A 26027-nucleotide genomic window follows, 5' to 3' on the forward strand; every position below is an offset into this window, starting at 1 on the left:
CTTTGCTTTATATCGCTTATTGATATTGCTTTCCAAACTGATTTTTCCGCTTTTACTTTATTTGAATCCTTCACTTTACAGGATACATTTATTAAGAGCAAGAAAAATAAAAATGCTTTTTTTAAAAGTTGTTTTTTTAGAGTCAATTTTTGGTGTTTTTAGGTTCAATTACTATTAAAAGTTTCCTCCTTTTCGGGTCCTTGGATGGATAAGCCAACTCCATAAAAAATAAAACATACACTCACCATCATAATTACGTGAGCAATGTCTTTAAAGTTAAACCAATCGTTAAGCGAAATTTTTAAGGTGTAAATAATTGCAGTTAAAAATGAAATAGTAATTCCAAGTGCAATCCATCCTGCCGGACGGTTACCATATTTTTTTCCGGATATGGCATGTATAAAAAGTACCATTAAAAATCCTACTGTACTGTTCACTACAACAATCAAAAAATTTTGCAAGGTGAGTGTAGCTAGTGCAAATACGAAGAACTGTATCCTGCAAATCAGTAAACTCTTATCTTCCGAACGATATATTGGAATATTTGCATTGGGTATACTATAAATTGTGGCTACTTGCGCTGCATACACAGACAAGCCACTTAAAATTTGCATGGTTATCCAAAAAATAAGATAGCCGCTGGTGTGATGGTTTTCGAAAACAGCATGGGTGATACCCCCAATAAAAGTAGAGCAACCCATAAATAAAAAAAATAATTTCCAATACAGTGCTCCCTTATCCTGCTTGGCAGCAGAAAATTGAAAGTAAAACAAAATACATAAAAAAGCTAAAATAAAATCCGTAAAAGCCGTTGTAGGTTCAGCTATTTGAACTCCAAAAAAGGTGGCGTGAGTAATCATTAACTCAATGGGGATTTGAAAAAGCAAGAATAGTGCAATTAGTTAATTTTTAATTGGTTCAATAGCTTGCGCGCTCGATTCTTCAATCCTTCAAAAGGTTTCTCCTTTCTTGCTTCCACAACAAATAAAGCGGTTATAGCGCCGAGGATAAAAAACAAAATCGATTTATTCCTGTCTTTCAATGATGAACGAATTTTTGCAAAGATAATGATTCCAAATAATTGGATTTTAAGCTTTATTACACAACTAAGAAATCCAAATAAATAAGTGCTCCATACCACCCCCTACCCCCGCCGGCGGGGGATATAAAAATCTGAGTTCCTTGCTCTTCCCAATTTTAAAATTTCATCCGCTTATCGGCTAATCAACAAATCAATCTTAAAAAATCATAATCATCTTAACAAATTTGCGTTCCATGCCACCCCCTGCCCCCGCCGGCGGGGGATACTTTAATCTGCGTTCCTTGCCCATCTCAATTTTAAATATTCATCAGCATATCGGCTAATCAACAAATCAATCTTAAAAAATCATAATCATCTTAATAAATCTGCGTTCCAAGCCACCCCCTACCCCCGCCGGCGGGGGATACAAAAATCCATCGGCTAATTAGCTAATCGGCTAATCAGCAAGTATTCGTAATAAAACTACCTTTGCAAAATGGACGATAAAAAGAAGAACTTTAAAACAGTTGACAAGAGAACCTTATTAAAAGAAGTTTTTAAAACACTTCAATTCATTTTTGTGGATGGAACTTTCATGGATAAAGCCATGGAAAAAACCATGCGTAACAATAAAAAATGGAAAGTGCGTGAACGTTCCTTTGTAGCCGAAACGATTTATGATTTGGTGCGCAATTGGCGGCTTATCTTAACTTGCGCCGATACCAAAGCCGAACTAAGCGAACACAATTGGAAAACTATTTACGGCACGTGGCTGGTAATAAAAGGCGAAGAACTTCCCGAAACAGCCGAATACAAAGACATCAACGAAAGCAAAATCATTTCGCTTTTAAAAAAATACGAGCACATTCGCAAAATTTGGGAATCTTATCCGGATTGGCTGGATGAGCGTTGCGAAAGAGAACTAGGCGCAGCACAATGGAACAAGTTAGCTCCTGCCCTAAATCACAATGCCTCCATGGTGTTGCGTGCCAACTCACTAAAAACAAATGTGCCCGAATTACAAACTACCCTCGCCGAAGTGGGTATCGAAACCGAAACACTTCCTTGGGCACCCGAAGCCTTACAACTAAAATTTAGCCGAAACGTATTTCGTTACGAACCTTTTAAAAATGGCTGGTTCGAAGTGCAGGATCCTGCATCGCAAATGGTTGCTGATTTTTTAGGCGCAAAACCCGGTATGCGGGTGGTGGATGCTTGTGCTGGAGCAGGAGGTAAAACACTACACCTTGCAGCGATGATGAAAAACAAAGGAAACATCATTGCCCTCGACACCAAAGAATTTAAATTGGCCGAGCTAAAAAAACGTGCCAAACGCGCAGGTGCTGCTATTGTAGAATGCAGAGTTATCGATTCCACAAAAGTGGTAAAACGATTAAAAGATTCGGCCGATCGACTTTTGCTCGATGTGCCTTGTAGCGGACTGGGTGTATTGCGCCGAAATCCCGATACCAAATGGATGTTGAAACCCGAAGAAATTGATAATGTTATTCGCACCCAACGTGAAATTCTGGAACGCTTCTCCCCCATTACCAAAGTGGGCGGAATGATGGTATATGCCACTTGCAGCATTTTGCCTTCCGAAGGAAAAGAACAAATTCAATGGTTCCTGCAAAACAATGCAGGCTGGACGCTCGAAGGAGAAAAGCAATATTCGCCCCTTGCTTTTGATTGCGATGGGTTTTATATGGCCTTAATGAAACGTATTAGTTAGTGTTGACATAACTGCAATAATACTTAAATATTGCACTTGGATAAACCCTCTTTCTCTATGTTTTCTATGTGACTATGTGTTTATTTTAACCAACATCATAGAAACCACAAGTAATACTATCCACCACCCCTTCACCACCACTCGCTCGCATCCTGCGAGTGTCTGCTATTCCTATGCCTCTGGCATAATCCCACCACTCGCTCGCATCCTGCGAGTGTAAGCTATTATTATGCCTCCGGCAAAACCACCATTCTCTCGCATCCTGCGAGTGTCTGCTATTCCTATGCCTCTGGCATAATTACAAACGGCTCGAAACATCCAATCTAATCAACCGCACGTCCGCATTAAAAACCTAAAGAATAACAAAAAAAAAGAGGCTGCCCCTTAGGAGACAGCCTCTTTTTAATATGCAATAGTGAAGCTTATTCTTCCACCACTTCAAATTTAATATCCGCAACTACATCACGCGATAAACGTGCTTTTGCAGTATACTCACCCAAAGACTTAATGTGCTCGTCATCAATGGTGATGGATTTACGGTCGATTTCGTGACCTAATTTTTTAATTGCTTCAGCCAATTGCAAAGAAGTAACCGAACCGAAAATTTTTCCGTTCTCTCCTGCTTTTGCACCTACTTTTACTGTAACTTCTTTTAAGAAATCGGCAGTACTCATAGCGGCTTTACGCAATTTTTCTTCTTTAAAAGCAGTTTGCTTTTTTGTTTCAGCAAGTACTTTTTTCGCAGAAGCATCAGCAACTTTTGCTAAGCCTTGCGGGATAAGGTAATTTAAGCCATATCCGTTTTTCACTTTTAAGATATCATTCTTATATCCTAAGTGTTTTACGTCTTGTTTTAATATAATTTCCATTTTAAATTTCGTTTTTCTTGTTTGTAATTTGCTATGGCAAGAGTTACTCAATAATCAATAGCTCTATAACCAATAACTGATTTATTACTTCAGCATATCTGCAACATAAGGCATCAAAGCCAAGTGACGCGCTCTTTTAATAGCCGTTCCCACTTTGCGCTGATACTTAACAGAAGTACCGGTTAAACGGCGTGGTAAAATTTTACCTTGCTCGTTTACAAACTTCAATAAAAAGTTTGGGTCCTTGTAGTCGATATACTTCATGCCGCTTTTCTTAAAACGACAATATTTTTTCTTTTGAGTCTCCACTGTTGGAGGGTTCAAAAATCTAATTTCTGCTGATTTTGCTGCCATGTCTTTGTCTTTTTTAAAATTAAACGGTTGCGGATGCTACTTTTTTCTCAGCCGAACGACCAATTCTTTTAGAAGCCCAGGCAACTGCATGCTTATCTAAAGCAACAGTTAAGAAACGCAAAATACGTTCATCGCGTTTGTAAGTAACCTCCAAGTTTCCAATCAAACTGCCTTCAGCCTGAAACTGAATCACATGATAGAATCCGGATGATTTTTTTTGGATCGGGTAAGCCAATTTTTTTAGGCCCCAACTCTCATCGTGCACTAATTTAGCACCATTTGTAGTAAGATACTCTTTGTACTTACTTACCGCTTCCTTTGTCTGATCTTCAGACAAAACGGGAGTCATAATGAAAACGGTTTCATAATCTTTTAACATTGTTTTGTAAGATTTTGGTTTATACTAATTTATACCACATTTTTTTTGCGGGCTGCAAATGTAAGCAAAGTTTTTGAACTACCAAAGTAAAATACCGGCTGTTTTCCAGGCTTAAGTCATTGGATAGTAGACGCTTGTTAAACCCAATTCAGTGCTAGCCGGCACAGCTTCCCAAGCATTCAATAAAGTTTACCCATCAGGGCATTCCCTCCTGCGTCGGGCCGGGCTTTCGCCACTCGCTTCCGCCAGCTGGCGGAGAGCTTAAACAAAGGCTCAATTAAGCAAAGCGAATCACGAACACCTAAAATTAAACTCTCGTGAGTAATCCCTAATGCGTGGTACTTCGGCAACATAGTGGTCGGACCACTATGTAGTACAAACAACTACAACCATATCCTATTTTGTACTATTTCAGTCGCTTGCCAAGCTTCTTTACTTTGAGCTAACAATATCAATCAAATTAAATCGTTCTACTAAAAATAAAGAAAATGAAAAATTTCATGAAAAAAAAGAAACCGCTTGAAGACAAGCGCCCCCGCTTCAAAATTCAACTCGATCACAAAACCATGGTAACTGTTCGTTCACTGGCTGTATTTAACAATTGGAAAATAAATTTTCCGAATGCTAAATTAGTTGATTAATTAAAAAGAAGTAGGATCACTAAGTACCAGTACCTACTATAAAATACCCTCAGGTAGCGATATTTTTAGTGCTTTTTAGCGAGTAATTTCGAAAGGAAAATAAATCCAATTGTAATTCTTACTAAAAAAACTACTAATGAAAAAAATTACCTGCGTTAAATTATTAATCATGTCACTTTTTCTTCTTGGAAAAGGTGCATCAGCTCAAATTCCATCCAACGGGCTAATAGGCTATTTTCCATTCACAGGAAATGCAAATGATCAAAATGGAAATGGAATTAATGGCACTCCTTCCTCAGGTGGATGGCCGGGAAATACCTTTCCTGCCTTAACTGCCGATAGGAATGGCAATGCTAATAGTGCCTACGATTTTGTACCCGCAAGCCTATCTACAACTTTTATAGATTTCGGTCAACCTTCCCAATTTAACTTTGGCACAAACAGCTTCAGCATTTCCTTATGGATGAAATTAACGGTATTTCAAGTTTCTCCAACCATGTTTGCCAATGATGCATGGCAGTTGGGAATTAGAAACCTGGGTGGAAACAATCACCTCAAATTTACCTTTGGAACGCTTAGCTTTAACTCTGATATGTTAATTATTCCGGGAACATGGACGAATGTTGTGGCGGTGTATAATCACTCCAACGAAACCATGGAAATGTATATAAACGGAGCATTAGCAACCGGCTTCTCCTACAATGGCGGGCCTATTGGTCCACAAGGCCAGGCTTCTCTTAGCACAGCAGGACTTGGACTTAATGCAACACCAGTTGGTACTTCGCAAGCTGGTTTAGCTGGGGTAATTACAGCTACAGGCTTTAAAGGTGTTTTGGACGATATATTAATTTACAACCGGGCATTATCAGCTTCCGAAGTGAATGGTATTTATACTGCAACTGGTAGTCCTTCTACTATAAATGAAAAATCAAAAGACAATTCTTTCCTTGTGTCCCCGAATCCCAGCAATGGCATATTTAAGATCCAATTTATCGATAAGAATGAAAAGGATGCAACATATAAAGTTTATACATTACAGGGTAAGCTCATTTGGGAGGAAATAGCTCCGACTGATCAACATAACATTGATTGCAGTTGGCTTGAAACTGGGAATTACTTATTGAAAATAGAAAATTCGAAAGGCATTTTTACAAAAAAAATTATCGTTAATAAATAAAATGAAACGCAATTAAAACAGACTGGTCGGACCACTAGTGGTCCGACCAGTCTGTTGCTTTTTTTTACACATGCCCTTGCGCAATCATCGCATCAGCCACTTTCACAAATCCGCCAATGTTGGCACCTTTTACATAATTGGTGTAGCCTTTTTCTGTACCGTGTTTAATGCAGCTTGCATGAATATTTTTCATGATGTCATGCAGTCGCTTATCCACTTCTTCGCGCGTCCAGGATAAACGCAAAGAGTTTTGGCTCATTTCTAAACCGCTCACTGCTACTCCGCCGGCATTGGAAGCCTTTCCTGGAGCAAACAATATTTTTTTATCTATAAAAATATTTACTGCATCCGGTGTAGAAGGCATATTTGCTCCTTCTGCCACAGCTATACAACCGTTCGCTACCAATTTTTTAGCATCGGCTCCGGTGAGTTCATTTTGAGTGGCACATGGCAAAGCCACATCGCACTTCACTTCCCAAGGGGTTTTGCCTTTTACAAATTCGCATTTAAATAATTTCACACAATCCTTAATGCGGCCTCGTTGCTCATTTTTGAGTTTCATGATGATGGCCAATTTCTTCGCATCAATACCGCTCTTGTCATAAATGTAACCTTCGCTGTCGCTCATTGTCAGAACTGTTCCGCCCAACTGAATAACCTTTTCGGCTGCGTATTGCGCCACATTTCCGGAACCACTAATGACTACTTTTTTGCCTTTAAAATTTTGCTTTTTTGTTGCCAACATTTCTGCGGTAAAGTACACGCAGCCGTATCCGGTAGCTTCTGGACGAATTAAACTTCCTCCAAATTGAACTCCTTTACCGGTGAGTACGCCTGAAAAAGTATTACTTAAGCGTTTGTATTGTCCAAACATAAACCCAATCTCTCTTCCGCCTACCCCAATATCCCCGGCAGGGACATCCGTATCCGGTCCAATATATTTATATAACTCGGTCATAAAACTTTGGCAAAAACGCATCACTTCATTGTCTGATTTCCCTTTGGGATCAAAATCACTTCCGCCTTTACCACCACCCATTGGCAAGGAAGTAAGAGAATTTTTAAATACTTGTTCAAAAGCTAAAAATTTAAGAATACCTAAATACACAGAGGGGTGAAAGCGCAAGCCACCTTTGTAAGGTCCGATAGCACTGTTCATTTGTATGCGAAATCCTCTATTTACACAAAGTTCTCCCTTGTCATCAATCCATGGAACACGAAACATGAGTACACGTTCAGGTTCCACAATTCGTTCTAAAATTCTGGCTTTTTTGTAGCGTGGATTTTCCTCCATAAATGGAATTACCGACTCTGCAACTTCCAGCACCGCCTGGTGATACTCAGGTTCACCCGGATTTTTAGTGCGCACCCGTTGCATAAATTCATCAATTAATTTTTGATACTTGCTCATAGGTTTTTAGTTTAAAGGTTATTGGGTAAATATAACTTTTTGACAATTAAGCACAAAAGAACTTAATCAGCTTTTGAAAAAGGAGAGTGAAGGCTTATTTATATTGATTCTGCATAAAATAATTTTGTACTTTAGTAATCCCAAAGGATTAAATTAAAATAATAGTTTTGCACAATGCAAGAAAACGAAGAAAATACAATGACCTCAGGCGAGTCTTATTTTGAGACATCGACTCAGCAGATTGCTGTCGAAGAACCTATTTTACACGAAGATGAAAATCATGTGGAAGAACACCACAACGAACTTGATTTTTCGGGCTTAAACAAAGAACAACTCTTTCACAAGCTGGAAGAAATTGTGAAATCGGATGAAGTACAATCCGCCTCCGGCAAAGTGCGCTTGTTGCGTGAAGCCTATTTTGAACTGGTGAAAACCGAAACCGACGCGAAACGTAACCTCTACATCGAAGAGGGTGGCTTAGCCGAAGATTTTGAAATGCGCAAAGATGCTTTAGACGATAAGTTTGAAGCACTGGCAAGTCAGTTTAATAAAAAACGCAGTGAGCTAAAGGCGCAAAAGGAAAAGCAAATCCTTGAAAATACAGCCACCAAAAAACTCATCATTCAGGAGTTGAAAGACATGATGATGGGCGAAGAAAATATTTCCAAAGCCTATCAAAAATTTCAAGCTTTACAAAGCAAATGGCGCTCTGTTGGTGCAGTAACACCGGCCGAAGCAAATAATTTATGGCAAAACTATCAGTTTTGTGTGAGCCAGTTTTTTGACGTGATGAAAATCAGCAAAGACTTGCGCGAACTCGACCAGAAAAAAAACCTGGAGCTCAAAACTGAATTGTGCGAAAAAGCTGAAAAACTAGCCGAAGAAAATTCGCTCCGAAAAGCGGTGGATGAATTAAAATTACTTCAAAACCAGTGGCGCGAAATCGGAAATGTTGGGAAAGAAGCCAATGAGCAAATATGGGAGCGCTTTAAAATAGCTGCCGATAAAGTATACGCCAAGCTAAAGGAAAATTTAGTAAAAGTAAGGGCAAAACAGGATGAAAATCTACAGGCAAAAACTGCTTTGTGCGCCAAGCTCGATGAAGAGTTAACCGTAAACCATACCAATTTTAACGATTGGAAAAAAGCGACCGAACGGGTAACTGAAATTTGGAACCAATGGCAAAAAATTGGCTTTACTCCAAAAGAAGATAACAATGCAACCTGGAATCGCTTTAAGCAAACACGTCAAAAATTTTACAATCAAAAGGATGTGTTTTTTAACGCTTTGCGCGATGAGCAAAATAAAAACCTGGCTTTAAAAACTGCGCTTTGCGAAAAAGCTGAAAGCATGGTGGACAATAAAGACTGGGCTGCCACCACCGAAGCGTACAAAAAAATTCAAGCCGAATGGAAAAAGGTGGGAGCTGTGCCCCGCAAGGTTTCTGACAAAATTTGGTTTCGATTTAAAAAGGCTTGCGATTTGTATTTCGAAAATAAAAACAAAAATTTCGCAGAGCGCGATGCGGTTTTGATTGACAATCATACTAAGAAAATGGAAGTGATTGCAAAATTTCAGTCACTCGAAATTCAAGATGATAATAAAGCCAACTTAGAGGCAGTAAAAAATTTACAACAAGAATTCAGTGCCATTGGCGAAGTTCCTTACAAGCAATTTGAGTCGCTACAAACTACTTATCGTGCAGCTGTGAATGAGTATTTGGGTAAAATCAAAGAAAAGAAAGGTTCAGAAGACCGTACTTTTTATCAAATGAAATACGAGCAATTGCAGCAAACTCCCCAAGGTAAAGACGAAATTTCGAAGGAACGATTTCATTTGCAGGATAAAATAAAACGCATTCAAGCAGATATCAATCAATTGGAAAACAACTTGGGTTTCTTTGGCAAATCAAAGAATGCAGATGCGATGAAAGCAGAGTTTCAACAAAAAATTGACCGAAGCAAAGAGGAAGTAACAAAGCTCAAAGCGCAATTAAAAATGATTCCTCACGTTTAGGTTTTATCACCTTTTAAAAAAGAAAAAGTCCGAAGCTAGCTCCGGACTTTTTCTTTTTTAACTTAACCCTATTTCACAATTAATTTCTGACTTAAGGTTTTGGTAGAAGAATAGCCTACCACTTGGTAAATACCTTTTGCCAATTCTTGCGTAGGATTTATTGCGGTTGCAATGGCACCATTATCATCTGTAATCATAACTTTAGAGTACACCAAATTTCCTAAGATATCCATCAATACCACTAAAATTTCTTCCTTCTTCTCGAGTTTCACGTTCAGGTTAATTTGATCGCCGGGGTTTGGATTGGGATAAATTTTAAATTCATCTGCAAATTCTGTTTTTGGCATTACTTCTATAGTGCGTAAGTAAGCACTGTTTCCATCTGCATCAATTAGTGAAATTTTATACCAAATGGAAGCACTTGCGTCCTGTGCATCAAAATCAACATCTTCAATTTCATACGAAGCACCACTAAAAGTATTTTGTTCAACAAGCACTGTCTTGAATGGTTCAAATTCATTACCGTCAGTTGATTTTTCAATACTATAATAAGAAGCGTCTTCCTCTTCCGTGCTAGTCCACTTAATGCTTATGCCTAGTGTAGTGCGCATGGCGGAGGTTTGAGAAACTGCTTTTGTGGTTGCTCCTTTTGTGTTAAAGACAAATACGGCAGAATAAGCACTACTCAAGGAAGCAGAACAAACCGATTGAACCTTGAATTCATAAGCTGTTGCTGATTTAAGTGAGGAAATTATTTTGTAAGTATTGGCAGTTGTTTTATTGGTCCAAACACTTGAGCCAACTTTTCGGTATTGCACTTTATAACTCGATACTCCACTTACAGCTGTCCAATTAAGTGTTGCCGAGGTAGAGTATATTGCTGTTACTGTTTGCCCTTGAGGAACATCACAGGTAAGTGAAGGCGCCGTAGTGGTAAATTGAGCAGTTGCAGTAAAGGCACTGCTTGCAGCTGCACATACAGCTTGTAGATGATATTGATAGGTTGTCGCAGCGGTGAGTGCGTTCAATGTTTGGCTCGAGCTTGTTGAATTTACAGCAGTCCAGGTGCTTGCTGTAGGCAATTTATATTCCAATTTATAACTCAATGCGTTTGCAGATGCAGCCCATGTAAGTGTTGCTGTGTTGGAGGTAGTTGCACTTACTCCAACGCTACCCGGGCTTGCACAATTCACTTGTGTTGTGAATTCTGTTGTTGCTGAAAAAGCACTTAAATTGGTGGCAGAACAATAGCTTTGCACCGCATATTCATAAACAGATCCGGAAGATAAACCGGTAAGCACAACGCTTGTTGTGGTACTAGTAGTGCTGGTCCAAATGGATGTTCCTTTTACTCTGTATTGAATTAAATAGGATGTTGCATATTGCATCGCTGACCAACTAATTGTTGCTCCTGAACTTGTGATTGCAGCAGCTGTAACACCAGCCGGAACGCCACATACCGGATTTGCAGTTGAAAAGCTAGCCAAGGTAGAAAAAGAACTTAAAGTAGTTGCATTGCATTTTGATTGCACCTGAAACTCGTAGGTTGAAGCAGGGTTTAATCCGCTTATTGAAAGCGAATTTGCAGCAACCGACTGGCTTATCCAACTTGCAGCGCTTCCCAATCGATAGGATACAATATATCCAGCAACATTGCTAACCGGCGCCCAGCCCAAGGTTGCAGTTGTTGCGGTAACTGAACTGCTGCTTAAAGTAGTTGGTATTCCGCATGATGCCGTAGCTGTTGTAAAAGTAACTGATGTAGTAAAGTCGCTTGTTGATGCGCCACAATTAGTTTGTACTTGAAACTCGTAATTGGTTGCCGGGCTTAAAGCAGATAGTGAAAACGTTGTTGATGTAGCCGAATGAGTAAGCCAAGTGGTTTGAGCTACCGCTTTGTAACGTAAATTATATCCGGCTGCACCTTGCGCTGCAACCCAAGTTAAATCTGCACTTTCACTTGAAAGGTTACTTGCACTTAATCCGGTAGCTTTAACACAAGTTGCTGTAGCAGTTGTTGTGGTAAATGAAGCCACTTGAGAGCTTGCAGTATTTCCGGAACTCGTTTTGGCAAATACTAAAAATTGATACGTGTTATCGGCGCTTAATCCCGACAAGGTTGTTGAAGCAGTTGTGGCGCTTAACTTCGTCCAGTTGTAAGTATTTGCCGGTGCATACCAAATGCTGTATTGATTTGCTCCATTTACCGCGGTCCATGCTAAGGCGGCTGTTGTGGAAGAAGGTGTTGCAACCAATCCACTTGGCGTGATAGAAATTGCGTTAAAACTGGAATCCTTAGGCATTCCACCATACTTGAACCATTGGTAACCGATGATGTTTAAATTATTCTTGACATTAGCCGGTAGTAAATTGTACTCACTCATAAATACAGGCATTGCCGAGGATTCGGAGTGCTTTCCGGTGGGTGGGGCACCCTTTAACCATTGCTTCAAATTCTCACTGGCACTTTGGGTTAAACTGGCAAAGATTGGAATCACATTCACCTTGTGATTTGCTTTTGAAAAGGCAGTAAATTTTCCGGTGGTATGCGTTTGATATAAATCGGCCGGCAAATTTTTATAACAGGCAATCATAATCAAATCAACGGTGTTGGCAATAAAGCGATTTTTAAGTGTGTCTTTACTTTTTACCCCAATATAAAGTGAAGATTTAATATTATCGGCCTGGGCCAAGGAATCCACACGCTTAATGTATTTTGTAAAATAATTCCAAGCTCCCACAGAATCGCAACTGCAATTATTGGGTTGTAAATATTTGGTGCAATATGCAGTTTCGGAGCTTCCGGTGGCCGTGTAAAAATTGTTGTTCCAATATTCAAACTCATAGTTGTAATAGTTAAATCGTTCGAGGGTATCGGTGCGGCTGTTTTGATAAAAGTGGATTTCATTTAACAAGGTGGCATAATCCGAAAAAACGGCTGTAAAATATTTGATGCCGTAACGCGTTTTTCCTTTTTTCATAAATGCTGCAAGCTTGGTAACATATGAAGGAGAGGTATTTAAATTATATGCGCCTACACTTAACGTGAGCGCATTAATAGAACTATCGCGACAATAGCGGAATAAAACATCTTCTGTTTTACCGCTGGCATCGTTTAAAATGGAATCCAACGTGTATACATACATACCCTTGTATGCATAATTTTGAGCCTGCGATTTATACGCTGAGAAGAATAAACCGATTAGCAGGAGTAGTCCGAAGTGGTTGAGTTGTGTTTTCATAGCCTGAGGTTTTAATTCGTGTTAATTGGATGATTTCTCATTTATTTATACTCGAATTAAGTTTCAGAAGTATTACAAATTGAGCTTAAATAGAAATTAATTCACCCGAACGGGAACAGACATCAGTTCAATGAGAAAAAAATATGCAATTTTTTCTTTCTCTAAAGCATAGCATTCCTAACTTTGAGCAGATTTGAATGCATACATGAAATACATTAAGCTGCTCACCTTTTCACTCCTTATAAGTATTTTGCCGGTTGTGGCACAAAACTTTAAATCGGGCCTAATGGCCGGAGTGGTTACCAGTCAGGTTTCGGGCGACCAACTGGGTGGATTTCACAAAGCGGGGATTGTTGCCGGACCATTTGTTAGTATTAAAATAGGCGATAGTAGCTCAGTTGAATTTGAATTGTTGTATGCACAAAAAGGCAGTTTGCAAGCACAAGATTTGGAAAAAGGAAAAGCTTATTTTCAATTAAAAGTAAACTATGCCGAATTTCCATTGTTGTATAAATATAAAATCCGGCGATTTACCTATGAATTGGGTGCTTCGTTGGGTTATTTAATTAACTCCAAAGTGAGTGATGTATATGGGGAATTTCCCACAGGAACTATAGAAAGCCGACCTTTTAATAAAACGGAGTGGAGTGCTTGCGCCGGATTAAACTACCGAGTTTTCAACCACTTTTCGGTAAACTGGAGGTTCACTAATTCTGTTCTTCCAATAAGGGCACACGCATCAGGTCAAACCTATAGATGGAACAAAGGTCAATATAACACCGCTATGTATTTTGCACTGCGGTACGATTTTAAGTAAGATGGAAAAACAAAAAATAGTCGTCGCCATTACCGGAGCCAGTGGTTCCATTTATGCTAAAGTATTGCTTCAAAAATTACAGCAGTTAACCAACCAAATAGAAACAGTGGGCTTAGTCATGAGCGACAATGCAAAAGACGTTTGGAAATATGAACTGCAAAATACGGAGTATGAAAAATTTCCCTTTAAAATGTATTCCAAATCCGACTTTTTTGCCCCCTTTGCTTCCGGCTCGGCTCGATTTAGCAGTATGATTATTTGTCCTTGCAGCATGGGCACACTAGCACGCATTGCTGCAGGAATATCCAATGATTTAACCACAAGAGCTGCGGATGTAATGCTGAAAGAGCGCAGAAAACTGATTTTAATAACGAGAGATACCCCACTGAGTTTGATTCATATCAACAACATGAAACTGATAACGGAAGCGGGAGGTATTATATGCCCGGCAAGCCCTTCTTTTTATAGCTTGCCCAAAACATTTGAAGAGTTGGCTGCAACCGTTGTAGACAGGGCGCTTGATTTAGCCGGATTGCAAATAAACTCGTTTCGCTGGAAGGAAAATGAAAAATAATTGACTGCAATTCTGTAATTTGAAGATTGTAAACAAATTTTTGCTTTTTTTAGTAACCTCATTTTGTACCTTTGCGTTAGAAGGTATGGAAAGAGTAATTTGATTCATTTTAAATTGAATCAAAGGAGCTTAATCAACAGTATGATTTTCAGGAAAATTATTGTGCTGTTTAATTTTAGTATTCACTTTAATCACCACTGGCATGTATGAGTTAACTAAACTCACCTTAGAAAAAGTGAGTTTCGACAAATCACTATTTAAGAAAGAGTTGCTAAAAGGAATTAAATGGTTAAAAAAAGAGGAAGCTTTAATGCTTAAAGTTTGGTGCCTCGCCACCTTTGGCAATCAGTATGCTCCCATTATCAAAGAAGTTTTCAGACGCTTCGTTTAAGAAAATCCAGATTTCTTTTTAAGCCCGAAAATTTTGTGCGTTTAACCGCAGAGTCTTTAAAGACTTTTGTGAATACATCTTCGCTAATTTCTTCCCAGTCTTTTTTCGAGAGTTCAAGCATTGCTGAATTCGCAGTAAATAGGGGTTCTGAATGCGGTTTTGAAAACCGATTCCAAGGGCACACATCCTGGCACACATCACAACCAAATGCCCAATTCTGAAATTTACCGGCCATTTCAGTTGGGATATTTTCTTTTAGTTCAATGGTAAAATAGGATATGCATTTGCTTCCATCCACCACGTGTGGCTCAGTAATGGCCTGTGTTGGACAAGCATCGATGCAACGGGTGCACGAACCGCAATAATCTTTTATCGGGCCATCGTAGTCGAGTTCTAAATCCACAATTAATTCCGCAATAAAAAAAAAGGAACCATTATTTTTGGTGATAAGGTTGGCATTTTTTCCTATCCAACCCAAGCCACTTTTTTTTGCCCATGCTTTATCCAAAACCGGCGCCGAATCCACAAATGCACGACCATTAACTTGTCCAATGTGGGTTTCTATAAAGTGATGCAACTCCTTTAATTTTTCCTTTATAACAAAATGATAATCTTTTCCATAAGCATACTTCGAAATTTTTGGTGCTGTTGCATCGCATTGCTTTTGCTCGGAAAAATAATTCAGCAGCAGCGATATCACCGACTTAGCACCATCCACCAATAACCTAGGATCGAGGCGCTTATCGAAATAATTTTCCATGTACTGCATTTTTCCATGTTGCTTATTCTTCAACCATTTTTCCAATCGGGGTGCTTCCTCTTCTAAAAATCCTGCTTTCGAAATGCCGCAATACTCAAAGCCTAAGCGCTTGGCTTCGGCTTTAATGACTTGGGTATTTTTAGATGTAGAGGACATATTTGTTTTGGTAAAGGTAAACGATTGTTTTTTGAAATGTGATTTCTTGATTAGCTGATTTGTTGATTAGCTAATTAGCCGATTAGCTGATGGATTTGTTTAAGATGGACGGGAGTTGTAATGAGGATTAACTGGATTTATGTATCCCCGCCGGCGGGGGCAGGGGGTGGATTGGAGTGCTGATTTATTAGGATGCTTATGATTTTTAAGATTAGACGAATTGAAAGTCAATTTGAAAGATTACGGGGCTTTTTATATCCCCCGCCGGCGGGGGCAGGGGGTGGATTAGAGTGCTGATTTATTAGAATGAGTTTGATTTTAAAGGTGTGCAATTTTTATTCAACCTAAAATAAATTACCACAATACTAACGTGGAATAAATGCACTTACATTCTTCTACGAAATGATATTACAGCTTTCTAATTACTTCTTAAAAATCCATTCTTCTTTGCGTAGCTTCCCTTTTTGCAATCCTTCAATTTGTGCTTTTAGTTCGTTAGGAGATATTAATTCATAGTATATGCGCTGAGGGAAATCATGCTCCGAATTCTCGGCTGTAAATTTATTTTCTTCGGCTATTGAAATTTTAAAAACCACCTCCTTATTGTTGTTCTGCCCTTTTACAGTTGGAACATAATAATTAACTCCACCCCTGCTTCTTAGCTCCATGGTTTCCATAATTCTTTGCTTACCATTTCCATCCTGCATATAGGAACTGCCCACAAATGTGCTGTCGTCTTGCATTTTCCACTCTTCGAAGATGGATTTATTTCCCATTTTCATCTCCCATTTCCCAAGTATCCAGGAATTATTTTTTAGGGATTGCGCGTTGCAATTCGTCCATTGAATTATGCAAAGAAGCAAGAATATTTTTTTCATTGTTAATTTTTTTTCTGTGTGTGGTTGGTGTATCATGAATTAGAATTTGAGAATGCTACTGCTCTAAAAATATTTTTTTTTCATCACGAAAACAAATCCGCTCCCTAATTAATTAAGCCTTTTATCAGAATATACCCTGTTAAACACCTTAAGATGTGCATTTAGTCAGTTGTTTGAAAAGTGCTGGATTTACAAATAATTTCTTTCAAGTCTCCTATTTCTCCAATAAGCAAATATCTTTGTCCAAACTTATTCAGGAACAGCTACTCGATTAAAAGGTGAAAATTAAGCAGAATTATAAAGTTGCCATTTATTCAATTGCTACAATAGTTGTGCTTTTTAGCATCAGTTGTGGGCAATCCTCAAAACAAAATAATCAAGTAACTTTTACAAAAGACATTGCTCCTATCTTATTTAAGAATTGTTCACCATGTCATCAAAAAAATTCGGTTGGTCCCTTTCCTTTACTGTGTTATGAAGATGCGGCGAAACGCGCACCCATGATTGCCATTTCAACGAAAACACGCTACATGCCTCCTTGGCCGGCCGATGCAAGCTATACACATTTTAGCGATGAAAAACTTTTAACCGATGCTGAAATAAATTTAATAGGCGATTGGGTAAAAGCCGGCTGCCCTTATGGGGATTCCAGTTTATTACCGCCAGCGCCTGTGTTTGAAAATGCTTCCCAATTAGGAAAACCCGATTTGGTATTAAAAATGGAGCGACCCTTAATCATAAAAGGCGATAAGCAAGACCGTTTTTTATTAATGAAGATTCCATATCAAATTCCGCGCGATACATTTATCCGTGCTATTGAATTTATTCCGGGCAACAACAAATTGTTGCATCACATGAACGGTGAGATGGTACGTTATGAATACGACAAAAAGAAAAACGTATTTGATGGAGATAAAATTGTAGACATAAAAGATTTCCCCACCATAAAATCAGCATACGATAAGCTGGGATTAGCTAATGATGACGGCACTTATCCCATATTAAAGTTATCTGTTACCAATTATTTACCCGGTGTGCTACCGAATATTTATCCCGAAGGAATTGGAGGATTTTTAATGTCGCGCAAAGGAGCATTTTTCTTTAAAGACATCCATTATGGACCATCAGCGGTGGATACCAGTGATCAATCGCAGCTCAATATTTTTTTTGGAAAAGGTCCACTTAAACGCCCCACACTTGAACTACAAATGGGAACACTTGGAGTATCTCCCATTGAGCCGCCCTTGGTGATTCCGCCCGATTCGGTAAAAACGTTTTTAACGCGTTACTATGTTTCAACGGATATTTCTATCCTCACCATAAATCCTCACATGCATCTGCTGGGAAAAAAATTCTGGGCATTTGCTGTTCAAACAAATGGAGATACCATCCCACTTATTAAAATCAACAAATGGGATTTTCGCTGGCAATATTTTTACACATTTAAAAAGATGGTAAAAATCCCGGAAGGTGCTGTTATTTATGTTTATGGAACTTTCGACAATACCCGTAACAATCCGCTTAATCCCTTTCACCCTCCAAGAACTGTATCAGAAAGGGAAGGAAGCATGCGCACTACGGATGAAATGTTTCAGTTTATTATCACCTATCTTCCTTATCAGAAAGGGGATGAAAACATTTCACTGCAAGGGAGTTTAAAGTAAAATTATTTTACGCGCTTGGAATTATCTTTCACGAATGCATCCCAACCGGAATACTTTTTTTCACCGCTTCCGGAAGTGTTTTGATAACTGTGACAAACAGCTGCAGCCAATCCATCGGTAGCATCTAAATCTTTGGGAATTTCTTTTATGCTTAACAAATTTTGAAGCATGGCAGCAACTTGCTCTTTCGCTGCATTTCCGTTACCGGTGATGCTTTGCTTAATTTTTTTGGGAGAGTATTCAAATATGGGAACATCGCGATACATCGCAGCAGCTATAGCCACACCTTGTGCACGACCTAACTTTAACATCGATTGCACATTTTTTCCAAAGAATGGAGCTTCCACGGCCATTTCATCGGGTTTGTATTCTTCTATCAATCCAAGCGTACGTTCAAATATTTTTTTCAATCGCAGCGGATGGTCATCGTATTTACTTAATTGCAATACGCCCAAAGCAATTAACGAAATTTTTGTTCCATTGCTGTGCACCAATCCATAACCCATGATGGTAGTTCCGGGGTCGATTCCTAATATAATTTTATCCTTAACGAGTGCCGGCATTTATTTTTTATATGTTGCGAAAGTAGGAAATTCAAAATTTGAAATTGACTTATATTTGAATCAAAATAAAACAATGGAAACTTCTCACTATCTGAAACAATTAGTAAGCTATAATTTGTGGGCCAACAGCCGCATCGCAGTGGTATTAGTAAAGGTTGATAAAGCTGAACTGGAAAAAGAAATTAGCAGTAGTTTTTCTTCCATTCGAAAAACGGTATATCACATTTGGGATGCGGAGTATATATGGCTGAACCGCATAAATGGCATTTCATTAACCGCCTTTCCTAGTAAAACATTTGGAAACGAGGTAGCCATAGATGCCTTTTTAGCCTGTTCTCGCGATTTTGAAACAAGCGTTAAAAATGCGCCGGATTCTTTCTTTTTAAAAAGCTGTACCTATAAAAATTTGCAGCAAAAAGAGTTTACAAATTCGCATACCGAAATAATCATGCATTGCATGAACCATTCCACCTATCATCGTGGGCAATTGGTTACGCTACTCCGGCAAGCAGGCATTGCTGCACTTCCAAGCACTGATTTTATAGCCTTTCTAAGAAATTAGGAGACGAAAAGCAATAAAAAAGGGGAAACTGAATGGAACAGCTTCCCCTTGGTGTTCTTAACAAATACGTTTATTCTATTAGCAATTTTTTTACAGTTTGGGATTTTCCATTATCCACAATCATAGTATAAAGCCCTTTTGAATAGCTTGACAAACTAAGTGTTTCATTAACGCTTCCCGAATATACTTTTGTCCATACCTCTGCACCATAAGCGTTATACAAGCGTATCAAAATAGTTTCATTTGCCTTGTTGGGAACAAGCACAAACAACTTGTCTTTGGCAGGGTTGGGATAAATGCTGAGTGCCGTTTCACTTGCGTGTGAAGGCAATCCAATCATTACAGAAGTGGTAAAAACCCAAGTGGGGCTCCAAGCATAAAACTGTGTGCCATCATAAGCTCTAACTCTCCAGAAATATTTTGTGTAGGAAGCTAAGTTTAGTGATTGTGCTGTATCGTTGTTGGAATTCAAAACAATCGGATTCGAAAAGAGTGAATCGGTGTCATAGGCACATTCGTAACTATTGGCCACAATAACTAGGTTCCAGCTAAAAGTTACCGGAGTCAACAATCCTGTATCGCCATAGGCCGGATAAATTGGGAAAGGAATGGTAGCATCATCGCTGGTAAAGCGCCAAGTTGCACTCCAAGGTGATGATACATTACCTAACACTCCCCGCACACGCCAAAAATACTTGGTAAATGGAGTAAGAGGTAAAGAACTAACACTTGTATCATTTGCCAATAAAGTGATAGGTGCCGAAAACAAACTATCGGTATCGTATTCGCATTCATAAGAAGAAGCTAATTCAATGGAATACCAGTTAAAATTAGCGGGTGTTGCAATTCCAATTGCTAGATCTTGGGGTGCATTTTGAAGCGGCGCAACGGTTAATGGATTTTCGGTTGTAAAACTCCATATTTCGCTCCATGGTGATAAAGCATTTCCATCTTTCGCTCTTATTCTCCAATAATATGTTGATAAAGGATTAAGCGTTCCCGAAATGGCAAATGTATCGGTAGTTGCAAAAATAACTGCATTGGTAAATGCTGTATCGTTTGCGTATTCACCGATGTATGATGTAGCAATATTTACAGGATACCAACTAAATGCTACCGGTTGAGGAACATCCACTGCTAAATCTTCGGGAGCAAATAATAAAGGAGCACTGGATAAAGGATTTAAAGTAGTAAACGAAAAAGTAGCTGACCATGGCGAATAGCCGCTTGCATTCGCTGCTCTTACTTTCCAGTAATAAGTTGTAAAGCTTGCAAGCGCGGCTGTGGCTCCTGTTGTATCCAAAGTATTTGCACTAATCGAATTTGCAAAATTGAAGTTTGTTGAATACATGTATTCATATCCAAATACAGCAGGAACACTATTCCAAACTAAAGGTGCAGCTGTTAATTGAATACCACTTGCCATATCTAAGGGCGATACAAGCAGAGGAGCATTCGCAATTTGATAGAATGTGGTAAAACTCCATGGATTGGACCATCCTGAAGTATCCACCGAATCAACAATCGCCACTTGCCAATAATACGTTTGTCCGTTTAATGGCAAGGTTATATCGGCTCTTGAATTCGTCCCGATTGAATTTCCATATTGTGGAAAAACATTAAATAAAGGACTGGTATCAAAACGATAAATATAACCGGTTGCTCCTGAAACACCTGACCAATTAATTTCAGTAATCAAGGCTTGACCAATTGCACTATCCAAGGGCGAAGTATGCAGTACTTGATTAACGGTAGTAAAACTCCACACAGGAGACCAGCCACTTGTATCCACTAAATTGATGGCACGTACACGCCAAAAATAAGTTTGATTAAAGTATAAATTGGATGTAAAATAATTCGACACCAATGCACTTGCTGAGACAAGTAAAGGAGATGAAAAATTTGCAGCGGTATCGTACTGCACAATATATTCGTTGGAGCCACTTAAATTACTCCAGTTTAAATTTGTTCTTGGAGCTGCATCAACAGATAGGTTGGCAGGTGATGAAAGCGCGACTGCATCCGCAGTAGTAAAAGTCCAATTGCTCGTCCATGAAGATGTATCCTTTGCATGAACTGCACGAGCACTCCAATAATAAGTGGTGCCAAAATATAAATTAGTTAATTGCTGGTTGGACGAAAGTGAACTCAGTTGAAATGCAAAAGCAGATGAATAATCAGCAACTGTATCAACACGAATATCATACCCGCTTGTACCACTTATAGCTGACCAATTAAGTGTAACGCGCGAAGCTTGGTTTACTGACCCATTCAAAGGACTTGTTTGATTTAAGGTATCAATGGTTGTAAAACTCCATGCTGATGACCATTGTGAGGTATCTGCTGCATTGTGTACACGTGCTCTCCAAAAATATTTTGTACCAAATAATAATTCTGCTGTTTTGTATTCCGATATTGTATCGTTTGTTGCATATGCATAGAGCGGTGAAGTAAACGTGGCACTCGTATCGAATTCCACATCATAAGAGATTGGGTCAGACACATAGTTCCAATTCAAAAGCACATTCGGAAACTGGTTTGTAACATTGTTTGCAGGGGCAGTAAGCGTTACCGAAACCAATGTGGAAAAATCCCACACTTGCGACCATTGAGTAGTATCGGTTGCATGCCAAGCACGCACCCTCCAATAATAATTGGTTCCAAAATCCAAATTTGCAGTTGTCCATTGAGATATGGAATCCGGCAACACTGCGCTTTGAAATGAGGGTGAATTAAATGTTGGTAGCATATCAATTTGCACTTCATAATTTGTAATTCCACTGATGTAATCCCAATTCAATAAACTACTTGTAGATTGAAATGCAGCTCCACTTGCCGGTGAGGAAAGAACAACTGAATCAAGTGTGGTGAAAGAATATGGATTAGTCCATTGCATCGTATCCAAAGCATGCATTCCTCGTGCACGCCAGAAATAAGTAGTTCCAAATTTTAAATTGTTTATATAAATATCAGAAACGGAATCCGGTAAAAGGGAGTCCATCAAGAAAGGAGAATTAAAATTTGCTGTTTCATCCCATTGAACCTGGTAATTAGTAATACCTCCACTGTTGGCCCAATTTAAAAAGCATTTTGGTAATTGATTAATTGCTCCGTCGCTTGGTGCTGTTAACGCAAGCGTAGCAGCAGTTGTAAAACTAAATATTTGTGTCCAATCTGATGAATCGGGAGTTCCGGTGGTTTTCAAAGCGCGCACTTGCCAAAAATAAATGGTGTTGTATAAAAGTTCGTTTGTAGAAAACTGACTTGATACAGACGTTTGCAAGGTGGCGCCATTCAATGTTGGATCGGTGTTTATTTTAAACTCATAATTGGTTGCGCCGGTAACATTGTACCAATTAATAATTGTATTGGCAGGATTTCCAACCGATCCGTCGGCAGGTGAAGTTATGAGTGGTGTTGGTAATACAGCAAAAACTGAACTAATCAGTAATAAAGATGCTATAAAACTTATTGTAATTTTCTTCTTCATTTCCTATTTGTTTGGTACTATTAGTAAGTGTAAATTTACAAAAATCATCAATTTACAAGCCTCCATTCACCGATTTTCAAAGGGACTTTTTAACCTGAAATTGTTGATTAAATTATAATTTAGCGCTTATACAAAACAACAGTATTAAAAGCAATATCCATTACAGAATTACCGACAATTCTTTCATAATTCTTAGCTTAAATTTGCAGTTCATAACATGGAACTATCGAAAGTTGAAAGGAGAATTAATCCAACTGCAACAAAAATTCAAAAGGAATGGCTAAACGCATACTCCAAGCCCTTTCACTATGTGTTTCGCCCGGGAACTCTTTAGTAATCCAATTTTTTGAACTGTACTTGTGTGCCCGCATAAGCTCATCCACTTTTAGTTGAACCGGTTTATATAAGCTATCCAAGCCCAATGAACCATAATCAAAATAAATTTTGTGTGTGTTGGGGTCAGGCAATTTTTGTTTTAAATAAGCGATAAAAAAAGGTGCGATACTTTCGTTTTTATAAACAACTCCCAGCCAATTGGTGCTCATGCAAGCAGCAGCGCCGAAGAGTTGGGGATACTCGCAAATGGCGTAAAGCGAAATTAATCCGCCCATGCTTGAACCGGCTATAGTGGTGTGACTAAGACTTGTATTGGTTGAAAAAGCACTGTCGATAAATGGCTTCAATTCGCGGGTGAGAAACAATAAATAATTATCCGCTAAAACTTTTCCTAACAAATAATTTGCAATCAAAGTATCCTTTAGTTCAGGAGGCATAGCTTCAATACACTTTTGCGGAAAATACTCGCTTCGTCGGTAGGCTCCATTGTTCCATATTCCCACAATAATAGCATTCCGAATTTTTTTGCTTTGCATCAATTTTTCTGCCGTTTCATCTACCTGCCATTCCTGATGATTCCAATTGCTTGTGCTGTCAAAAAGCATTTGGCCATCTTGCATATACACTACATCATATTTCACCGCCGTGGAATAATCCGAAGGAACCCACACATCCACATTACGTGGATCAACATAAACTGATTTAAAGTTTTCGAATCGCTTTATGCTGCCTGCTCCAACCTGAATCGATTGTGCATTGCTAACAATTGGAATTACAAACAAAAAACAAATAAACCATCTCATTCCACCATCAATTTATTTGTTTCTTCAATAAAGGATAAAATCTCCTCTTTACCGTCTGAATTGATGGACGAAGAAAAAAACTGCTTAGGAAGCTCTTCCCATAACTCAAGCATTTTTTTGTTATAGCTGCCCATGTTCTTATTAAATGCACGAATTGGCAGTTTGTCCTTTTTAGTAAATACCATTACAAATGGAACCCCTTTTTCGCCGAGCCATTGCATAAATTCCAAATCAATTTTTTGAGGTTCTAATCTGCTATCAATGAGCACAAACATGCACAATAAATTTTCGCGTTTTAATATATACTCCTGCAAAAATTTTCCCCAACGCTCTTTGAGTGTCTTGCTCACTTTGGCGTAACCATAACCCGGTAAATCCACTAAATACCAGGGTTCTTCCTTTTCGTTAATGATAAAATGATTAATGAGTTGCGTTTTACCCGGTTTCCCGGAAGTTTTTGCCAGACTTTTATTTCCACACAACATATTTATGAGCGACGATTTACCAACATTGGAACGTCCAATAAAAGCATATTCAGGGAGCTTGCGCGTGGGTGATTTTTTATAATCGGTATTGCTGATAACAAATGTTGCAGTTTTTATTTCCAAGGTTTGAGGTGTTGAGTTGTTGAGATATTGAGTAGTTGAGTTATTTTTTCGAAATTGGAAGAGTGTTATTGTGCAATCACCACTTTTTTTGTTTTTTCATTTTCTCCATCCGAAATAGTTAAAAAATAAATGCCTTTTGATAGTGAATTAAATCTTAACCCTGATAATCATTTCAATTTAAATTTACTCCCTAAAAGTACACAATTTTAAGGTGTTGCCATATCTCTGCAAAACCTTGAAATCCTAAAATCAAATTTTCTACCTTTGCCACCCTATTTTTATTCATTCATAAAATTTAAAATCCACAAAATGAAAACCAACAAATTATTCTCCGTGCTGCTTGTTGCAGCACTTTTCTTTACTAAACCACTTTTTGCAACCGACCTCGTTGTGGAAGAATTTGGAACAGCTCCGGCATATTCCTCTATTAATGCAGCCGTTACTGCTGCTGTGGATGGCGACCGCATTTTAGTGCGTAACCGAGCAGGTAATATTCCATGGATCGAAAACATTAATGTATCTAAAAGCCTCGAGTTTTTAAGTTACGACAACGATACTTTTTTTGTAGTGCAAGGCACTTATACGTTAGATGCAGCCGCAGGAAGAACCATTACCTTTATTGGTATGAAAAATCTTTCGGGCGGTATTGTTGGAGGGAATTCCACAGGTGCTAACAAAGCCACTACAGTCAATGTATTTGACAGCTATTTCACATATGGAAATATTTTATTAAGTGCCAAAGTGTTTAATACTACAATTGCAGGTTGCTCGATGCTTAATGGAATTGTTTCTATTGCGTCGGGGAGCATCATTGGTAACAGCATTACAAATATTAATGCAAGTTCAAATGAAGTTGTAACCATAAGCAATACATCTTTATTTCAAAATGATACTGTTTACATAATTGGTAATAAAATCAAAAATGTTTATGCAGGAACTGCAGCATTATATTCCAATTCTACCGCGTCTATTTTACATATAAAGAATAATTTTATTACACACAGTTATTGCGGTATTTATATTAACTCCTGCGCCAACGCTTCAATTCCCAGCTACATCTACAACAATACTATTTGGGCTGAAAATTATTCTTTTACCAATTATGGAATACTAATAAGTAATCTTCCCGGTTTATCCATAACAGAAGTGATGAATAATGTGGTTGATGGAAATGCAAGCGGCACCAAATACGGTATTTATGCATCGGCAGTAAGTGGGCAAGCAAATGCTTATTATAACCATATTGAATTTAATTTCAGCTCACCAATTGCCGGTAATTTTACCTTTTCAGGAAATAATACCACCAATTTATCGGTAAGTTTTAATTCAAGTACGGGTGTGTTAACCAGTGGAGATGCCAGTATTGACGGCGGAAATCCTGCCAATCCATTTTATGATTTAGATTTAACCCCCGGAGATGCAGGCGCGTATGGTGGCTCACTCTCTTTAAACAATTTCTTTCCCTTACACAGTGGCGCTGCTAGAATTTATTCGGTGGTTTATCCATTTAATATCCGTTCCGGAAACACCTTGAATGTGAAAGCAAATGCTTTTGACAGATAGTTTTATTAAAAACATAATTT

Annotated in this window: 23 protein-coding genes; 10 read left to right on the forward strand and 13 right to left on the reverse strand. The window is 38.5% G+C overall.

Translation table 11 applies throughout. The features are described from left to right. Positions 1 to 164: 164 nt before the first annotated feature. On the reverse strand, positions 165 to 860 hold the full coding sequence (locus IPP32_00615) for a hypothetical protein (GenBank protein MBL0046594.1): 696 nt from the start codon (positions 858 to 860) through the stop codon (positions 165 to 167). A 657-nt stretch (positions 861 to 1517) separates the two neighbouring features. On the opposite strand from IPP32_00615, the gene IPP32_00620 reads away from it, so the two are divergent. Further along, positions 1518 to 2753, forward strand: a complete 1236-nt coding sequence (locus IPP32_00620) for an RsmB/NOP family class I SAM-dependent RNA methyltransferase (protein MBL0046595.1) — start codon at positions 1518 to 1520, stop codon at positions 2751 to 2753. A gap of 422 nt (positions 2754 to 3175) precedes the next feature. On the opposite strand, the gene IPP32_00625 is transcribed toward IPP32_00620, so the two are convergent. The 3 genes from IPP32_00625 to IPP32_00635 form a co-directional block, all read right to left on the reverse strand. Further along, on the reverse strand, positions 3176 to 3622 hold the full coding sequence (locus IPP32_00625) for a 50S ribosomal protein L9 (protein MBL0046596.1): 447 nt from the start codon (positions 3620 to 3622) through the stop codon (positions 3176 to 3178). An 84-nt stretch (positions 3623 to 3706) separates the two neighbouring features. Further along, complete coding sequence (locus tag IPP32_00630; protein MBL0046597.1) at positions 3707 to 3976, reverse strand: 30S ribosomal protein S18; 270 nt, start codon at positions 3974 to 3976, stop codon at positions 3707 to 3709. A 19-nt stretch (positions 3977 to 3995) separates the two neighbouring features. Then, positions 3996 to 4355 carry a 30S ribosomal protein S6 gene (locus IPP32_00635; protein MBL0046598.1) on the reverse strand — a complete coding sequence of 120 codons (360 nt, stop codon included), beginning with the start codon at positions 4353 to 4355 and terminating at the stop codon, positions 3996 to 3998. A 500-nt stretch (positions 4356 to 4855) separates the two neighbouring features. Here IPP32_00635 and IPP32_00640 point away from each other — a divergent pair, with 500 nt between their 5' ends. Both IPP32_00640 and IPP32_00645 read left to right on the forward strand, forming a co-directional pair. Continuing rightward, positions 4856 to 4996, forward strand: a complete 141-nt coding sequence (locus IPP32_00640) for a hypothetical protein (GenBank protein MBL0046599.1) — start codon at positions 4856 to 4858, stop codon at positions 4994 to 4996. 136 nt (positions 4997 to 5132) lie between these two features. Beyond that, on the forward strand, positions 5133 to 6173 hold the full coding sequence (locus IPP32_00645) for a T9SS type A sorting domain-containing protein (GenBank protein MBL0046600.1): 1041 nt from the start codon (positions 5133 to 5135) through the stop codon (positions 6171 to 6173). A gap of 64 nt (positions 6174 to 6237) precedes the next feature. Here IPP32_00645 and gdhA read toward each other — a convergent pair whose 3' ends face one another. Further along, positions 6238 to 7584: an NADP-specific glutamate dehydrogenase gene (gene gdhA / locus IPP32_00650; GenBank protein ID MBL0046601.1), complete on the reverse strand. Its 1347-nt coding sequence runs from the start codon at positions 7582 to 7584 to the stop codon at positions 6238 to 6240. 174 nt (positions 7585 to 7758) lie between these two features. On the opposite strand from gdhA, the gene IPP32_00655 reads away from it, so the two are divergent. Next, the gene (locus tag IPP32_00655; protein MBL0046602.1) at positions 7759 to 9600 is read left to right on the forward strand and encodes a DUF349 domain-containing protein; all 1842 of its coding nucleotides are present in this window, start codon (positions 7759 to 7761) and stop codon (positions 9598 to 9600) included. A 68-nt stretch (positions 9601 to 9668) separates the two neighbouring features. Here IPP32_00655 and IPP32_00660 read toward each other — a convergent pair whose 3' ends face one another. Then, positions 9669 to 12842, reverse strand: a complete 3174-nt coding sequence (locus IPP32_00660) for a fibronectin type III domain-containing protein (protein ID MBL0046603.1) — start codon at positions 12840 to 12842, stop codon at positions 9669 to 9671. Between the two features lie 205 nt (positions 12843 to 13047). On the opposite strand from IPP32_00660, the gene IPP32_00665 reads away from it, so the two are divergent. The 3 genes from IPP32_00665 (at position 13048) to IPP32_00675 (ending at position 14624) form a co-directional block, all read left to right on the forward strand. Continuing rightward, complete coding sequence (locus tag IPP32_00665; protein ID MBL0046604.1) at positions 13048 to 13659, forward strand: PorT family protein; 612 nt, start codon at positions 13048 to 13050, stop codon at positions 13657 to 13659. 1 nt (position 13660) lies between these two features. Further along, positions 13661 to 14233, forward strand: a complete 573-nt coding sequence (locus IPP32_00670; protein MBL0046605.1) for a UbiX family flavin prenyltransferase — start codon at positions 13661 to 13663, stop codon at positions 14231 to 14233. A gap of 202 nt (positions 14234 to 14435) precedes the next feature. After that, the gene (locus IPP32_00675; GenBank protein MBL0046606.1) at positions 14436 to 14624 is read left to right on the forward strand and encodes a hypothetical protein; all 189 of its coding nucleotides are present in this window, start codon (positions 14436 to 14438) and stop codon (positions 14622 to 14624) included. Here IPP32_00675 and queG read toward each other — a convergent pair. Both queG and IPP32_00685 read right to left on the reverse strand, forming a co-directional pair. Further along, complete coding sequence (queG, locus tag IPP32_00680) at positions 14608 to 15540, reverse strand: tRNA epoxyqueuosine(34) reductase QueG (protein MBL0046607.1); 933 nt, start codon at positions 15538 to 15540, stop codon at positions 14608 to 14610. The genes IPP32_00675 and queG overlap by 17 nt on opposite strands. Positions 15541 to 15962: 422 nt before the next feature. Beyond that, complete coding sequence (locus IPP32_00685) at positions 15963 to 16418, reverse strand: hypothetical protein (protein MBL0046608.1); 456 nt, start codon at positions 16416 to 16418, stop codon at positions 15963 to 15965. A gap of 278 nt (positions 16419 to 16696) precedes the next feature. Between IPP32_00685 and IPP32_00690 the strand changes: the two genes are divergently transcribed. After that, positions 16697 to 18082, forward strand: coding sequence for a hypothetical protein (locus tag IPP32_00690; protein ID MBL0046609.1), 1386 nt, complete (start codon positions 16697 to 16699; stop codon positions 18080 to 18082). A gap of 2 nt (positions 18083 to 18084) precedes the next feature. On the opposite strand, the gene ruvC is transcribed toward IPP32_00690, so the two are convergent. After that, complete coding sequence (gene ruvC, locus IPP32_00695; GenBank protein MBL0046610.1) at positions 18085 to 18645, reverse strand: crossover junction endodeoxyribonuclease RuvC; 561 nt, start codon at positions 18643 to 18645, stop codon at positions 18085 to 18087. 73 nt (positions 18646 to 18718) lie between these two features. On the opposite strand from ruvC, the gene IPP32_00700 reads away from it, so the two are divergent. Beyond that, positions 18719 to 19207, forward strand: a complete 489-nt coding sequence (locus IPP32_00700; protein MBL0046611.1) for a DinB family protein — start codon at positions 18719 to 18721, stop codon at positions 19205 to 19207. A gap of 70 nt (positions 19208 to 19277) precedes the next feature. Here IPP32_00700 and IPP32_00705 read toward each other — a convergent pair whose 3' ends face one another. The 4 genes from IPP32_00705 to IPP32_00720 form a co-directional block, all read right to left on the reverse strand. Continuing rightward, a complete protein-coding gene (locus IPP32_00705; protein MBL0046612.1) occupies positions 19278 to 22697 on the reverse strand; it encodes a T9SS type A sorting domain-containing protein in 3420 nt (1139 codons plus the stop codon). A gap of 245 nt (positions 22698 to 22942) precedes the next feature. Further along, positions 22943 to 23836: an alpha/beta hydrolase gene (locus tag IPP32_00710; protein ID MBL0046613.1), complete on the reverse strand. Its 894-nt coding sequence runs from the start codon at positions 23834 to 23836 to the stop codon at positions 22943 to 22945. Beyond that, the gene (locus IPP32_00715) at positions 23833 to 24444 is read right to left on the reverse strand and encodes a YihA family ribosome biogenesis GTP-binding protein (protein ID MBL0046614.1); all 612 of its coding nucleotides are present in this window, start codon (positions 24442 to 24444) and stop codon (positions 23833 to 23835) included. The genes IPP32_00710 and IPP32_00715 overlap by 4 nt, the downstream gene beginning before the upstream one ends. A 65-nt stretch (positions 24445 to 24509) precedes the next feature. After that, positions 24510 to 24575 (reverse strand): hypothetical protein, encoded by a 66-nt coding sequence (locus IPP32_00720; GenBank protein MBL0046615.1) that lies wholly within the window; start codon positions 24573 to 24575, stop codon positions 24510 to 24512. Positions 24576 to 24753: 178 nt separating this feature from the next. Here IPP32_00720 and IPP32_00725 point away from each other — a divergent pair, with 178 nt between their 5' ends. Continuing rightward, the gene (locus IPP32_00725) at positions 24754 to 26007 is read left to right on the forward strand and encodes a hypothetical protein (protein MBL0046616.1); all 1254 of its coding nucleotides are present in this window, start codon (positions 24754 to 24756) and stop codon (positions 26005 to 26007) included. Positions 26008 to 26027 lie beyond the last annotated feature (20 nt).

Source organism: Bacteroidota bacterium (genome assembly GCA_016721765.1).
Classification (GTDB): Bacteria; Bacteroidota; Bacteroidia; order UBA4408; family UBA4408; genus UBA4408.